Annotated in this window: 3 protein-coding genes and 1 pseudogene; all 4 read right to left on the minus strand. The window is 68.5% G+C overall.

Translation table 11 applies throughout. The features are described from left to right. The coding region (locus ACZ3IC_RS33045) for an amino acid adenylation domain-containing protein (RefSeq protein WP_467422265.1) at positions 1-11,411 on the minus strand (11,411 nt) is incomplete at its 3' end. 503 nt (positions 11,412-11,914) lie between these two features. Beyond that, on the minus strand, positions 11,915-14,089 hold the full coding sequence (locus tag ACZ3IC_RS33050) for an AfsR/SARP family transcriptional regulator (protein WP_467422267.1): 2,175 nt from the start codon (positions 14,087-14,089) through the stop codon (positions 11,915-11,917). Between the two features lie 385 nt (positions 14,090-14,474). Next, positions 14,475-14,606, minus strand: a pseudogene (locus tag ACZ3IC_RS33055) (MurR/RpiR family transcriptional regulator); the annotation flags it as partial. Between the two features lie 150 nt (positions 14,607-14,756). After that, the gene (locus ACZ3IC_RS33060; RefSeq protein ID WP_467422270.1) at positions 14,757-14,912 is read right to left on the minus strand and encodes a hypothetical protein; all 156 of its coding nucleotides are present in this window, start codon (positions 14,910-14,912) and stop codon (positions 14,757-14,759) included. Between the last annotated feature and the right edge of the window lie 514 nt (positions 14,913-15,426).

Raw genomic sequence — 15,426 nt, forward strand, 5'->3', positions numbered from 1 at the left:
TCGACCAGTAGTGCGGCGATCTGGGCTGAGCGGCGGACGAGTTCGGCGTAGGTGAGGGTGTCGTCGTCGCAGACGACGGCGACGGCGTCGGGGGTCTCCAGCGCGCGGCGTATGACCAGCTCGTGGATCGCACCGACCGGGAGTTCTCCGCCGTCACCCGCCCACGAGTCCAGCAGCTCCCGCTCGGTGTCTCCCAGCAGGACGATGTCCCCGTACGCCGTGTCCGGTTCGGAGACCATCGACTCCAGCACCCGCACATAAGAGTCGCGCATCAACGACACCTGGACCGAGTCCAGTTCACCGCTGTCGTACTCCATCTCCAGGCTCAGCCCCTGGTGCCCGGGCTCCTGGCTGACGGCCACCAGCAACGGGAAGTGGGTCCGCCCACCTCCGGTCGCACGGGTGCGATCGTCGTCCGCGTCCGCCCCACCGGCGAGTGCGTCGATCTGGCGGAAGTGGTTGTAGACGAAGCCGGTCTCGAAGAGCGGTTCCCCGCCCAGCTCGCGCTGGATCGCGGACATCGGGTACCTGCGGTGGGGCAGCATCTCCTGCTCCGCCTCGAACACCGCGCGTACGAGGTCCAGCCAACTGCCTTCCGGCAGCTCCAGCCGGAAGGGCAGCGTGTTGAGGAAGAGACCCCGCACCTCGGTGCCGTCGCTCTCCTCCAGCCGCCCGTTGGACGACAACCCAGTGACGACGTCCCGGCTGCCGGTGGCGAGACTCATCACCCGAAGATGCGCCGCCAGCAGCACGGACTTCAGCGGCGCCCCGCAACGCCTGGCGAACCGGTCGAGGCCGTCGCCGAGACCGACCGACAGCGGCGTGATCAATTCCCCGTGCCGGCGCTCCGCGTCGTCGCGGTGCACCTCGCCCGCACTGCGCAGCCCCGCGAGCCTGTCGGGAAGAGCGCTGGTGTGGCGGGGGAGTCGGGTGTCGGGTCGGTCGGTGAGGAGGTGGTGCCAGTAGGTGGTGTGTGCGGGGGTGGTGAGTGCGGTCTGTTCGGCTGCGATGTAGTCGCGGTAGGTGGAGCGGAGGGGTGGGAGTGTGGGGGTTCGGCCGTCCAGCAGGGTGTGGTAGGTGTCGATGATTTCGGCGAGGGTGGAGGCGAGGCTCCAGCCGTCGAGGATGGCGTGGTGGTCGGTGACTGTCCATTGGAAGGCGTCGTCGGACAGCACATGGACCGTCATCCGCAACAACGGCGCCACCGTCACCGAGAAGCCCTCGTCCTGTTCGCCACGGACGCACTCCGCCACCGCCGCCCGTTGCGCACCGTCGTCCCGGCCCCGCAGATCGACGACGGTCAGCGGCGGCTCGGCCCGCTCGTGCACGAGTTGCAACGGCTCGCTGTATCCGCTCAGGTCGAACGAGGTGCGCAGAACGTCGTGGCGACTAACCGTCAGCACGACAGCCCGCCGGAAGGCGTCCTCCTCGAACCCCTCGCCGAGCCGCACCGTACTGACGTTGTGGTACGGGTTGCGGTCCGGGTCCATCTCCATCTCGTAGACCATGCCGACCTGGAGGGCCGCCATCGGATAGGCATCCACCAGCCCCTCCGGCAGCGCCTGTCGGTCCTGCGCCGACAACAGGGCGAACGGCTCCGCCGACGGTGCGGGGTGCAGGTCGTCCGTCAGCGATGTCGCTTTGATGTTCAGCCCGGCGAGCGTCGGCGACCGGAACAGCACGGGCAGTGTGAGCAGCAGACCCTCCTCCCGGGCCCGCCCGATCACCTGAATGCTGCGGATTGAGTCTCCGCCCAGGTCGAAGAAGTTGTCGTGCCGGCCGATCCTGTCCAGCCCGAGCACCTGACGCCAGATCACCGCCAGCCGCTCCTCCACCCCGGGCAGCGGTGCCACATACTCCGCAGACAGCTCCGGGCGGTCCCCGGACGGTGCGGGGAGCCTGCCGCGGTCCACCTTGCCCTGGGCCGTCAGCGGGAACGCGTCGAGGAACACGAACGCCCTCGGCAGCATGTACTCCGGCAGCCTCTCGCGCAGCGCCGAACGAAGTTCGGACACCTGGGGCGCCGGGGCGTCGCACACCACGTACGCCACCAGATCGGCCCGGCCCGAGGCGTCCTGCGGCGCTGTCACGACACACTGCCGAACGCGCGGGTGAGCGCCGATCGCCGCGCTCACCTCGCCGGGCTCCACCCGGTAGCCGCGAATCTTGACCATGTGGTCGACACGGCCGAGGAACTCCACCCGGCCGTCGGCCGACCAGCGCCCCCGGTCACCCGTGCGGTACAGCCGGGCACCCGGCACGGCGGGATGCGGCAGGAAGCGCTCGGCGGTCAGCGCGGGTCTGCCGAGATAGCCGCGTGCGAGGCATGGCCCGGCCACGTACAGCTCACCCGGACTGCCCACGGGCACGGGGTGGCCGGCCTCGTCCAGCACCTGGACCTCGGTGTTGGCCAGCGGTGTACCGAGCGGCAGCGGGCCGATCGGGAGCGTGTCCGCGGTGAAGATGCCGCAGACGGAGAACGTGGTGGTCTCCGTCGGCCCCCAGCAGTTGACCAGTTCAAGTTCCGGGCAGCGGTCGAGGATCCGGCCGGCGTGCGGTGCGGAGACCGTTTCACTGCCGGTGAGCAATCGGCGCAGTCCGTCGAATGTCTGCGGCTGCTCGTCCACGAGCAGGGTGAACAGCGAGGCCGTGGCATGAAGGACGGTCACGCCGTGATCCGTCACCCATCCCGCCACATCGGCGGGGGCGTACCGCCCCGGCGGAGCGAGGACGAGCCGGGCTCCCGCCGCCAGCGGCGCCCATATCTCGAAGGTGGAGACATCGAAGGCGACCGTCGCGATCTGGAGAACGGTGTCGTCCTCCCGCAGCTCCATCGCGGGGCCGCCGCGCAGCAGCTCGGTCACGTTGCGGTGCCGGGTCACCACGCCCTTCGGCCGCCCCGTGGAACCGGAGGTGAAGATGGCGTAGCAGGCGTTGTCCGGCCCGGCGCCGGCCTCCGGGGCCTGGCCGGACCGCGTCTCCTCGGGCAGAACGACGGTGTCCACGTCGACCGTCTCCCACGGACCCTGCGGAACCAGCTCCGTCGTACTCGCCCCGGCCAGGACCACCCGCACATCCGCCTCCTGGAGGATGTGCGCGAGCCTGGCCGAGGGGAAGGAGACATCCAGCGGTACGTAGGCCCCACCGGCCTTGAGCACGGCCAGCAGCCCGATGACCAGTTCGGGCGAACGGTCCAGGGCGACCCCGACGAACACCTCGGGACCGACGCCCAGCCGTCGCAGATGACGAGCCAGCCGGTCGGCACGCGCATCGAGTTCGCCGTATGTCAGGGACTGCTCCCCGGCGACGACGGCGACGCGGTGGGGTTCCGCCGTCGCCCGAGCCTCGACCAACTCGTGGACGGGCGTGGACGGGACAGTGACGGCATTGTCGTTCCAGCGCTCCAGCAGGGCCCGCTCGGCCTCGCCGAGCAGAACGGCCGGTCGGTGGGCGGCGTCCGGATTCTCGGCGATCGCCCGCAGCGCCCGCAGATGGTAGTCGCGGATCAGACGCATTTGCTCCGCGGGGAACTCCCTGGCGTCGTACTCCAGCTCCATCCGCATTCCGGCCAGGCCCGGTTCGCGGCTCATGGCCACATGAAGCGGGAAGCTGGTCCGGGCGACACCGGCGGCCGTCTCGTCGTGCGGCCCCGAGACCGAGGCGCGGCCTCCCTCGGCCAGCTCGTCCACGTGGCGGAAATGGTTGTAGACGAACCCGGACTCGAACAGGGGGTCGCCGCCCAGCGCACGCTGCAGCGCCGGCATGGGGTACCGGCGGTGCGGCAGCATCTCCCGCTCGGCGTCGAACACGGCACGCGCCAGATCCGCCCAGCTGCCGTCGGGCAGCCGCAGCCGGAACGGCAGCGAGTTCAGGAAGAGGCCCCGCACCTCGGTGCCGTCGGTCTCCTCCAGCCGCCCGTTGGACGACAGTCCGGTCACGACATCCGCGCTGCCGGTGAGCAGGCTCAGGACCCGCACGTGGGCGGCCAGGACGACGGCTTTGAACGGCACGCCGATCCGGGCGGCACTGTCCTCCAGCGCCGATAGGAGCTCCGGCGGCACCGTGGTGACCAGTGCTCCGTACCCGCCGGTGCCGTTGTGCTCGTGGACCTCGCCGTCGAGTCGTTCCCCGATGAGCAGGGGAACGCCGTTGGCGCTGTGGCGGGGGAGTCGGGTGTCGGGTCGGTCGGTGAGGAGGTGGTGCCAGTAGGTGGTGTGTGCGGGGGTGGTGAGTGCGGTCTGTTCGGCTGCGATGTAGTCGCGGTAGGTGGAGCGGAGGGGTGGGAGTGTGGGGGTTCGGCCGTCCAGCAGGGTGTGGTAGGTGTCGGTGATTTCGGCGAGGGTGGAGGCGAGGCTCCAGCCGTCGAGGATGGCGTGGTGGTCGGTGACGGTCCATTGGAAGGCGTCGTCGGACAGCACATGGACCGTCATCCGCAACAACGGCGCCACTGTCGGATCGAACCCCGTCATCCGTTCCCCACGGACGTAGTCGGCCAGTTCACTCCGCTGCCGGGCCTCGCTCAGCCCGCGCAGATCCACCAGGCCGAGGGGTATCTCGACTTCCGCGTGCACCAATTGCATCGGCACGGACAGACCACTGAGGTCGAAAGACGTACGCAGCACAGGATGCCGCTCCACCACCGTGGACACTGCCGCGCGGAACGCCTCCTGCGCGAACCGCCCGGGGAGATGCAGCGACGTCACGTTCAGGTAGGGGTTGCGGTCGGGGTCGCGTTGCATTTCGTAGACCATGCCGACTTGGAGTTCGGCCATGGGGTAGGCGTCGTCGAGGTGGTCGGGGAGGTGGTTGCGGTCGTGGGGTGTGAGGAGGGAGAAGGGCTGGGTGGTGGGTGGTGCGGTGGTGGGCTGGGTTGTGGTGGTGGTGGCGAGGTCGGCGAGTGTGGGGTGGTGGAAGAGGTCCTGGAGGTGGAAGGTGAGTCCGTTGTCGCGGGCTCGTCCGAGTATTTGGATGCTGCGGATGGAGTCTCCGCCGAGGTCGAAGAAGTTGTCGTGGCGGCCGATGCGGTCGAGGCCGAGGATGTCGGACCAGATGGTGGCGAGGGCTTCTTCGGTTCCGGGAAGGGGCGGGATGAACTCCGTTTCGAGTGCGGGGCGTTCGGTGGTGGGGGTGGGCAGGGCGCTTTGGTCGAGCTTTCCCTGCGGGGTGAGGGGGAGGGCGTCGAGGAAAACGAAGTTCCGCGGGATCATGTAGTCGGGAAGATGCTCGGCCAGGGCGTCGCGGAGTTCGCTGGTGGTGGGTGGTTCGGTGCCCGGTTCCGGTACGAGATAGGCGACCAGGTCGGTCCGGCCGTTCGCCTCCTGATACGGCAGGGCAACGGCCTCACGCATACCGGCCACCCGGGCCAACTGGGCCTCGATCTCGCCGAGTTCGATTCGGTAGCCGCGGATCTTGACCTGCGCGTCGGCCCGGCCGAGGTATTCCAGGTCGCCGGAGGGTGTCCAGCGGGCGAGGTCGCCGCTGCGATAGAGCCGGGCTCCCGGAGTCCGCCCCAGGTGATCGGGAACGAAACGCTGAGCCGTGAGGGCTGGCCGGGCGCTGTACCCACGCGCGAGCCCCGCACCCGATACGTACAGTTCGCCCATGACACCGATCGGCGCGGGGTTGCCGTGCTGATCCATGATCCGGAGACGTAGATCCGGGAGTGCCCTGCCGATGCGGCTGGCGCCGCTGTTCAGCTGGTCCTCGTCCACTTCGGTGTAGGTGACGTGGACGGTGGTTTCGGTGATGCCGTACATGTTGATGAGGCGGGGTGTGGTGTAGCCGTGGCGGTTTGCCCAGCGGCGTACGGAGGGGGTGTCGAGTGCTTCGCCGCCGTAGACGATGGCGCGCAGGGCGAGATCGCGGGGGTGGGTGTGGTCGGTTGCTTCGAACTGGCGGAAGGCCGAGGGGGTTTGGCTGAGGAGGGTGACGGCCTGGTCGTGGACGAGGGTGTAGAACGCCTCTGCGTCGCGGCTGGTCAGGTAGGGCACGACGACGAGGCGTCCGCCAGTGGTGAGGGCGCCCCACATTTCCCAGACGGAGAAGTCGAAGGCGTAGCTGTGGAAGAGGGTCCAGGTGTCGTCGGGGCCGAACGGGAGGCGTTGTTGGGTGGCGTTGAAGAGGCGGGTGACGTTGGCGTGGGTGACGGTGGTGCCTTTGGGGCGTCCGGTGGATCCCGAGGTGAAGATGATGTAGCAGGCGTGGTCGGGGTCGAGGTTCTGGGGGAGGCTGGCGAGGGCGTGGTCGAGGTCCGGCGAAACGTTTGCGGCCTGGAGGGTGTCGATGTTCAGGGTGTGCCAGGGGCCGTGGGGGATGGTGTCGTGGGTGGGTTGGTGGGTCAGGACGAGGGTGGCGCCGGCTTCGGTGAGCATGTGGTGCATGCGGTCGGTCGGGAAAGCCGTGTCCAGGGGGACGTAGACGCCGTGGGCCATGAGGACGGCGAGGGTGGTGATCACGGTGTCGAGTGATCGCTCGACGCAGACCCCGACACAGACCTCGGGTCCTACGCCCTGTTCGACCAGTAGTGCGGCGATCTGGGCTGAGCGGCGGACGAGTTCGGCGTAGGTGAGGGTGTCGTCGTCACAAACGACGGCGACGGCGTCGGGGGTTTCCAGTGCCCGGCGAATCACGAGTTCGTGAATCGCGCCGACCGGGAGTTCCTCGCCGTCACCCGCCCACGACTCCACCAACTCCCGCTCGGTGTCGCCGAGCAGGACGACCTCCCCGAACGCGGTGTCCGGTTCACGGACCATCGACTCCAGCACCCGCACGTAGTAGTCCCGCATCAACGCCACCTGGTCCTCGACCAGAACACCGAGGTGGTAGTCGAGGCTCAGGAGCAGCCGTGTGGAGTACGGATTGCGGATCACGCCGACGCTCAGCGGGAAGTTGGTCGGCTCCGCACGCAGGGTGCTGAAGCTGTCGATCTTCCCGTCCACGATCGTCAGGCGCCCCTCACCGAACTCGTCGGTGAGCACGTGGAAATGGTTGTACACGAAGCTGGTCTCGAACAGGGCCTCGCCACCCATACGACGCTGCAACGCCCCCAGCGGGTATCGGCGGTGCGGCAGCATGTCCTGCTCGGCCTCGAACACCGCGCGTACGAGGTCAAGCCAACTGCCCTCCGGCAGCTCCAGCCGGAACGGGACGGTGTTCAGGAAGAGCCCCCGCACCTCGGTGGCCCCGGATTCCTCCAGCCGTCCGTTGGACGACAGCCCGGCCAGCACGTCCGTGCTGCCGGTGACCAGACTCATGACCCGCAGATGCGCTGCCAGCATCACCGACTTCAGCGGCACCCCACAACGCTTGGACAATGCCAGCAGTTCGTCGCACAGCTCCGCCGGCAACAGCGTCTCGATCGAGCCGTGCTTCTCCGCCGTGTGCAGCACCCGCCACTCGTTCTCACGCTCGGGCGTGGCCAGTCGGGCGTCGTGCCGGGCCGACCAACGCGGGAGACGGCCCGTGGGCCGGTCCGTGAGCCGCTCCAGCCAGAACGCCTCGCTCTCCTTCGAGCGCAGCACCTCCCGTTCCGCCGCGATGAAGTCGCGGTACGCGGACTCGGGCGGGTCCAGGGCGACAACCGTCCCCGCACCGCTCGAGAGCCGGTGGTAGAGGCCGGTGATCTCGGCGAGTGTGGAGTGCAGGCTCCAGCCGTCGAAAATGGCGTGGTGCTCGGTCACCGTCCACTGGAACGCATCGTCGGAGAGCCAGTGGATGCCGAACCGCAGCAACGGCGGCCGGGAGTGGTCGAACACATGAGAGCGTTCGAAGGTCACGTACGCGGCGATCGCTGCCTGTTGCGCCTCGTCGTCGAGTGCGCGCAGATCGGACACCACGCACGGCATCTCCGCCGTGGCGTACACCAGCTGGAGCGGCTCGCTGTAACCGCTCAGCTCCAGGGACGTGCGGAGAATCGGGTGGCGTTCCACGACCAGGCGCAGCGCCTCCTTGAAGCTGCGCTCGTCGAACCGGCCGTTGATGCGCATGCTGTCCACGTTGTGGTACGGCAGTCGTTCACGGTCCAGCTCCATCTCGTAGATCATGCCGACCTGGAGTTCCGCCATCGGATAGGCGTCCACGAGGCCCTGCGGCAGCCGCGCCCGGTCCTCGGCGCTCACCATGGAGAACGGTTCACGGTCGCGCTGCGGGGCTTCGGACGCCGAGTGGGCGCAGGCGGCCTCGGCCAGCCCCGCCGGGGTGGGTGTGCGGAAGAGGTCCTGCAGCTCGAAGCTGACCCCCTGGGTACGAGCCAGCCCCAGTACCTGGATGCTGCGGATGGAGTCTCCGCCGAGGTCGAAGAAGTTGTCGTGGCGGCCGATGCGGTCGACGCCGAGGATGTCGGACCAGATGGTGGCGAGGGCTTCTTCGGTTCCGGGCAGCGGGGCGATGAACTCGGCTGCCAGTTCCGGGCGGTCGGTCGTCGGAGCGGGCAGTGCCCGGTGGTTGAGCTTGCCCTGCGGAGTGAGGGGGAGGGCGTCGAGGAAGACGAAGTTCCGCGGGATCATGTAGTCGGGGAGGTGCCCGGCGAGAGCGTCGCGGAGACCGCTGGTGGTGGGCCGGTCGGCGTCCGGCTCCGGTACGAGGTAGGCGACGAGGTCCGCGTGGTCGCCGAGATCGTCCCGGACGACCACGACGGCCTGCCGGATCTCGGGCTGCCGGCCCAGTCGGGCCTCGATCTCGGGCAGTTCGATGCGATAGCCGCGTACCTTGACCTGTGCGTCGGCCCGGCCGAGGTATTCCAGGTCGCCGGAGGGTGTCCAGCGGGCGAGGTCGCCGCTGCGGTAGAGCCGGGCTCCCGGCGTACGGCCGAGATGGTCCGGCACGAAACGCTGGGCGGTGAGCGCCGGCTGGCCGGTGTAGCAACGCGTCACGCCGGGCCCACCGACGTAGAGCTCCCCGACGACACCGATCGGACTCGGATCACCCGACGGATCCAGGACATAGAGACGGAGATCGGGCAGCGCCCTGCCGATCCGGCTGAACGTACCGTCGAGCTGGCCCTCGTCCACCTCGGTGTACGTCACGTGCACGGTGGTCTCGGTGATGCCGTACAGATTGATGAGAAGCGGCGAGGCGTAGCCGTGCCGGGCGCCCCAGCGACGCACCGAAGCCCGGTTCAGTGCCTCACCCGCGAACAGCACCGCCCGCAGGGCCAGTTCGTCACCCTTCATTGCGTCAACTGTCTCGAACTGGCGGAAGGCAGAAGGGGTTTGGCTGAGCATCGTGACCGATCGGTCACGTACGAGGGTGTAGAACGCCTCTGCGTCGCGGCTGGTCAGGTAGGGCACGACGACGAGGCGTCCGCCGGTGGTGAGAGCGCCCCACATCTCCATGACCGACACGTCGAAGGCGTAGCTGTGGAAGAGGGTCCAGGTGTCGTCGGGGCCGAACGGGAGGCGTTGTTGGGTGGCGTTGAAGAGGCGGGTGACGTTGGCGTGGGTGACGGTGGTGCCTTTGGGGCGTCCGGTGGATCCCGAGGTGAAGATGATGTAGCAGGCGTGGTCGGGGTCGAGGTTCTGGGGGAGGTGTGCGAGGGCGTGGCTGAGACTCTGTGCGGTTTCGGGGGCGGGAAGGGTTGTGATGTTGAGGGTGTGCCAGGGGCCGTGGGGGATGGTGTCGTGGGTGGGTTGGTGGGTCAGGACGAGGGGGGCGCCGGCTTCGGTGAGCATGTGGTGCATGCGGTCGGTGGGGAAGGCGGTGTCGAGGGGGACGTAGACGCCGTGGGCCATGAGGACGGCGAGGGTGGTGATCACGGTGTCGGGTGATCGCTCGACGCAGACTCCGACACAGATCTCGGGTCCTACGCCCTGTTCGACCAGTAGTGCGGCGATCTGGGCTGAGCGGCGGACGAGTTCGGCGTAGGTGAGGGTGTCGTCGTCGCAGACGACGGCGACGGCGTCGGGGGTTTCCAGTGCCCGGCGAATCACGAGTTCGTGAATCGCGCCGACCGGGAGTTCCTCGCCGTCACCCGCCCACGACTCCACCAACTCCCGCTCGGCGGACGCCATGAGCGGCAGTCGGCTCACCGGTAGATCGGGCGTGGCAAGGACCTGGCCGAGCAGGACCTGCCAATGGTCCACCAAAGTATGGATGGTGTCGGTGTCGAACAGGTCCGTCGCGTATTCGACCTGGAGATGGAGCCCGTCCGGGCGCCGGTACACCGACCAGGTGAGGTCGAACTTCGCGGTCCCCGTGGCCACCATGGAACGCTCGACGCTCAGTCCCTCACCGAAGGGCTCAAGCGGCTCCTCCTCGTGGAAGGCGAAAAGGGTCTGCACGATCGGGTTGTGGCTGAGCGACCGTTCGGGGTGCAGCTCCTTCACGGCGAGATCGAACGGCGCCCTGCTGCGGGAGAGCGCGCTCAGGAGCGACGCGCGGGAGCGCGCCACGAGCTCTCGGAAGCCGGGGTCGTCCCCCAGATCCACCCGGAGGACGAGCGTGTCGACGAAGAAGCCGACGAGATCATTGAGCTTGGCGTTGTCCCGGCCCGCCACCGGCGAACCGACGACGATGTCCCTGCTCCCCGAGTGGCGCGCGGCGAGTACCTGGAAGGCGGCGAGCATCACCGTGTACAGGCTGACGTTCTCCTCGGCCGCCAACGCCTCCAGCGCCCCCGAAGACACTCCGGTGAGCGGGAAGTCCGCAGTCTCGCCCCGGTAACTCATCTCCGCCGGACGGGGGCGGTCCGTGCCGAGGTCCAGCACGGCCGGAGCGTCGGCCAGCGTGTCGGTCCAGGCCGCCAGGGCCTTCTCCGTACGAGGGCCGCGCAGCGTCTCGCGCTGCCACAGCGCGTAGTCGGCGTACTGGACCGGCGGCGGCTCGGTCGACCCGCCGCCGGCCCGATACGTCTCGTTCAGCCGGCGCTGGAACACATCGAGCGACCAGCCGTCGCAAGCGATGTGGTGGAAGGTCAGCTGCAACCAGTGCTCGTCCTCAGACAGCCGGTACAGCGACGCACGCAGCATCGGATCCCGAGCAAGGTCGAACGGCCTGCGGGCATCCGCCTCGACGGCCTCCTGTGTGCTGCGGACGCGTTCGGCGGGTGCGAGACCGGTGAGGTCGACGAGCGGGCAGTCCGTCTCACGGGTGTCCAGCAAGCGTTGGCGCGGCTCCCCGTTCCCGTCCGCCTCGAAGACGGTGTACAGGGCGTCATGACCGGCCGCCACCGTAGTGACGGCAGCCGCCAGACGGCCGGCGTCCAGGGGGCCGGTGAAGCGGAGAACGACCGGAATGTTGTACACGGCGTTGTCCCCGAGCCAGCGGTCGAGGAACCAGAGCCGCTGCTGGCCGAAAGAGAGCGGACCGCGCTCATCCGGCCTGGCGCGAAGTCGGCCGGCCGAGGGCGGAATCGTTCCGCCTCCCGTACGCGCGTCTTCTCCCGCGTTCTCGTCAGTCGTGGGGATGCCGTCCATGATGACGCCCTTCTCACCGGTCCACTAAAGGTCCAATAAAAACGAAACGCGGCCGCGGTTTCTTGAAGAGCACACAGAGCAGTGCGTACGTACATCGCCGAAGGAAACCTGTGAACGCTGCGAAGAACTGCGGGATTATTTGCATGGAACATGGAGGAGCGGTGTCACATTAGAGAGGCGCATCAGGGATGGTCAACCCCCGTCATGGGCGCCTGATCTGCGACTTTTAACGATCGGAAGGGTTTTGGATCACATCCTTAGCGTAAATTTAGGGGAGTAATAGAGCTAAATAAGCGCACGCCTGCCTTCTGTGTGAAGGGCAGATGGATTCACGTCTGGGCGTGGTGTTCCCGCGCAGCCCGTCGAGGTCCACGGAGGAGGTGTGCGGGAGCGCCGGAATTGCCGTCAGCAGAACAGTCGTGACGGAATCCACGTCGATATCCGGGCGGCGAAAAATAAGTGTTGCCCATGGCCGCATTGCCGCGCTACCAACCGAGGGGGGATCAGTTCCCGGCCAGTACGGTCGAACTGCTCGCCAGGTGACAGGAAATGGTCCACAGGCCGATCTCGGCTGCCTGTCGGCCCGCCGCCTCCACTTGGGCGCGCTCCTGCTGGTACCAGGCGAACGGGTCCGCCAGCAGATGGTCGATCAGGCTCCGCGGCATCGCATGGCAGCGGATGGGCTCATCCGGTACGGGCGGGTCCCCGTACCCGCCGCGGCGCTGCGCTTCTCCAGTGAGATACGCCAAGGTGTCGAGCACGCGCCGCAACGCCGCCCGCTGGTCCTCCGGTGACTCCTCCGCCGCCAGGCGTTCCAGGGCGAAGGCCCGGACGAAGGCGGGGAAGCGGTACCGGACGGCTCTGGACACCTGGTCCACCACGGCGTCGAGCAGGTAGGACTCGGTGAGCTCGTCCAGCAGGTCCTGTGCGCGGTGCGGTTCGCATTCGAGGAGGGGAGCGCCGATCCAGGGGGCGAAGTCGGGTATCTCCAACTGCGCGAGGCGGCGCAGAGCCCGCTGGGCGTCCGGGCTGAGTGCACCGTATGCCGGCGTCATGCACGTGCGGACCGCCTCCTCCACGTGGCGCAGTTCGTCCGGGCGGCAGGCCGCGTCGACGCACCGGTCCACCGCCTCGGCCTGGGCGACGGCGTCCGCCACGGCCCGGTGCGGCCGGGCGGCCAGGCGTGCGGCGGCCGCGCGCAGCACGAGCGGCAGATCATCGCACGCCCGGCAGAGCTCTTCGACGGCCAGCGGTTCGGCGGCGACCCGCTGCCCGCCGATGATCTTCATCAGCATCTCCACGGAGCTTTGCCGCCGGAACCGGGAGAGCTCGATGCGGGTGTCCGCGGGCAGCCCGGTGAAGCGCCGCCACGAGGTGATCAGCACCCGCGATCCGGAGGACCCGGGGAGCAGTGGGGCGACCTGGCCCTCGGACGCCGCGCCGTCCAGCACGACGAGGACCCGGCGCTCCGCCAGCAGGTCACGGTACATCTCGGCGCGCTCCTCGACGCTGCTCGGGACGGCCTCGTCGGCCACCCCGAGCGCGCGCAGGAAGCGCCGGAGCACCTCGGCGGCGCTCGTCGGGCGGCCCGGGGTGCCGGACAGTTGCGCGAAGAGCTGCCCGTCGGGGTAGTCGGGAGCCAGCCGATGGGCGACGTGTACGGCCAGGGTCGTCTTGCCGGAGCCACCTCGTCCGGTGATCACGGTGACGGGGACGACGGTCCGGGGCGCGTCGGAGTGGGTGGGGACGGCCAGAATGCGCTGGATCGCTCGCGCGCGGCCGGTGAAGTCGGCGATATCGGCGGGCAGCAGCCGCGGAATCCTGTGCGCCGGACTCACTGGAGCCGCTGGAGCCGCCGGGCCGCTGCTCGGTCCGTCCGGCTCGGCGGCGGGCGCCGTCACCTTGATGAAGGGCTGGACCCGGGGCGGCGTGCCCCACTCCTCCTCCCCCGCCAGGATCGTGCGGTGCAGTCGCTGCAGTTCCGCGCCGGGCTCGATGCCGAGCCTCTCGACAAGGGCCGCCCGTGCCTGGCGGTAGGCGTCCAGGGCCTCGGCCTGGCGCCCCGCGCGGTGGAGCGCGGTCATCTGGAGCACCCGTAGGCGTTCCCGGAGGGGGTGGGCGGCGACCAGGGCACCGAGTTCACTCACGGCGCGGTGGTGATTGCCGAGTCGTAGTTCGAGTTCCAGACATTGTTCCTGTACGGCGAGGCGGCGCTCGTCGAGCTGGACGGCGTTCGCACGTACCGGCTTGCTGCTGATGTCGGTCAGCGCGTGGCCCTGCCACAGTCCCAACGCGGCCCGTAACTCCTTGACCGCCTGCTGGGGTTGATGGGCGGCAGCGGCTCTTCGACCTGCGTCGACCCGTTCCTCGAAGGCGTGGAGGTCGAGTTGCCCCTCGGTCATCCGTAGGAGATAGCCGGGTGAGCGGGTAACGATGGGGCCGGGGTGGGGCCCCGCGGGAAGCATGCGACGGAGCGCGCAGATGCCGATCTGCACCTGGGTGCGGCTCGTCGCCGGCGGCTTCCGCTCCCATATGGCTTCCACCAGGCGGTCATTGGAGACGACGCGCCCCGATTCGAGGAGCAGCATCGCCAGAACCGTGCGCTGACGCTGTCCGCTGACATCTATGCGTCTGCCGTCGTCCACGACCTCGAGCGGCCCCAGAATCCTGAACTGCATGGGCCCCCCTTCGAGGCAGTGACGGCTCGTAGAGGGCGATGGCGACCGGCCTGACGCACAGGCCCGCCGACCTCCACCGTGCCTGTTGTGTTCGAAAAGTGGTGCAGGGTGTACGAAAAACGGATACAGGATCTGCATTCGAATGATTGCATGATCGAAAGGGATCAGTCAACGACTCACTTCCCCGGCTTCACCCGTCAACTTCTTTTCTGCTCAAGCGCGTTATGGGGGTGCTGGCATCCGTAAGTTCCGGAAAAAGAACGTCCGAAACTCTATGTTTGAAGTGCGATCACCTCGGTTCCCTCCGGGCACGATTCCTCGAAGACGCACTCGTCGTCGCCAGTCGATATGTCCGGGATGCCTGTCGAGTGCGCACCCCCGGCTCCGTCAGCGACTCCGCCGTGATCCCGGTCGGGGTGTGCGGCGCGGTCGGAACGGCCTCGACGCGGTCCGCGTACGTTTCACCCAACTCGTCCGTCACCAGTACGACCTTGGCGCCGACCGCACGAGCCCGCTCCGGGCGACGCCGATACCGCCCGGCGGACGCCGGAATTGCTCAAGGGCTGTGAACGGGTCCCCATGCCAGTCACCGTGCCTGCTGAGCCCACCTCTGCGGGCTCAGCAGTGTGCTGGTGCGCGCTGACGACGGTTACAGCTGCCGCCTCTGTCAGCTCTCGGTGTCATCCGTTCGGCGCTCGCCCTCCGCCTGGGAGGGCTGGGTGCGCGTCGTGGCGGGGTGCCGCTGCTCGGCCGGATTCATGTCCTCTTCCAGCCGCTCGCCCTCTGCTTGCGACGGAGTCGGATATTCGTCGTTCTCGCTCATGGCCGCCTCCGCGATCGGAACGCGTTCATACAAAATGAGAGTAACGCGTTGTCCGGTTGGCGGCCTCGACCGGCTGAGCGACACCCCCCCCGCAGGATCGAGTCGGCGTAGACCCCCCTGCATGCGTACAGCAGGGCCCGCACGGCGGGCGAGGCCTCCGTGTGCATCCGGAGCCGGGCCGGTGGGTGGTTGTCCCTCACCGCTGCACGAATGGATGCGGACGGACGCGTGGCCGTCATCATCCGGCCCAGCCGTCCCGAGCGCATATTCGCCATGGCCGACACGTCCCACGTGCACGCTCACCCCTGATTCTCTGAAGTCCTCGACCGGAGAACCGTGCCGACGCGGGCGTCATCAACCAGGGCCTGTTCTGCCCGTCCTGGCTCATGGACCACGAGGACGCGTGGTGCACGATCCGTTTCGGTCGCTGTTCTTCCTGGCTGGTCGGGCTGCGGGTCCGGGCCGGTTGTGCCGCCGCTGTCCTGTCCTTCGCTCGGGGGCGCCGAAAGTCCGG

This window comes from Streptomyces sp. NPDC002958 (assembly GCF_055563255.1).

Coding starts and splice junctions, on each gene's coding strand:
- ACZ3IC_RS33060 (WP_467422270.1), bottom strand. CDS start 14,912: ATGAGCGAGAACGACGAATATCCGACTCCGTCGCAAGCAGAGGGCGAG.
- ACZ3IC_RS33050 (WP_467422267.1), bottom strand. CDS start 14,089: ATGCAGTTCAGGATTCTGGGGCCGCTCGAGGTCGTGGACGACGGCAGA.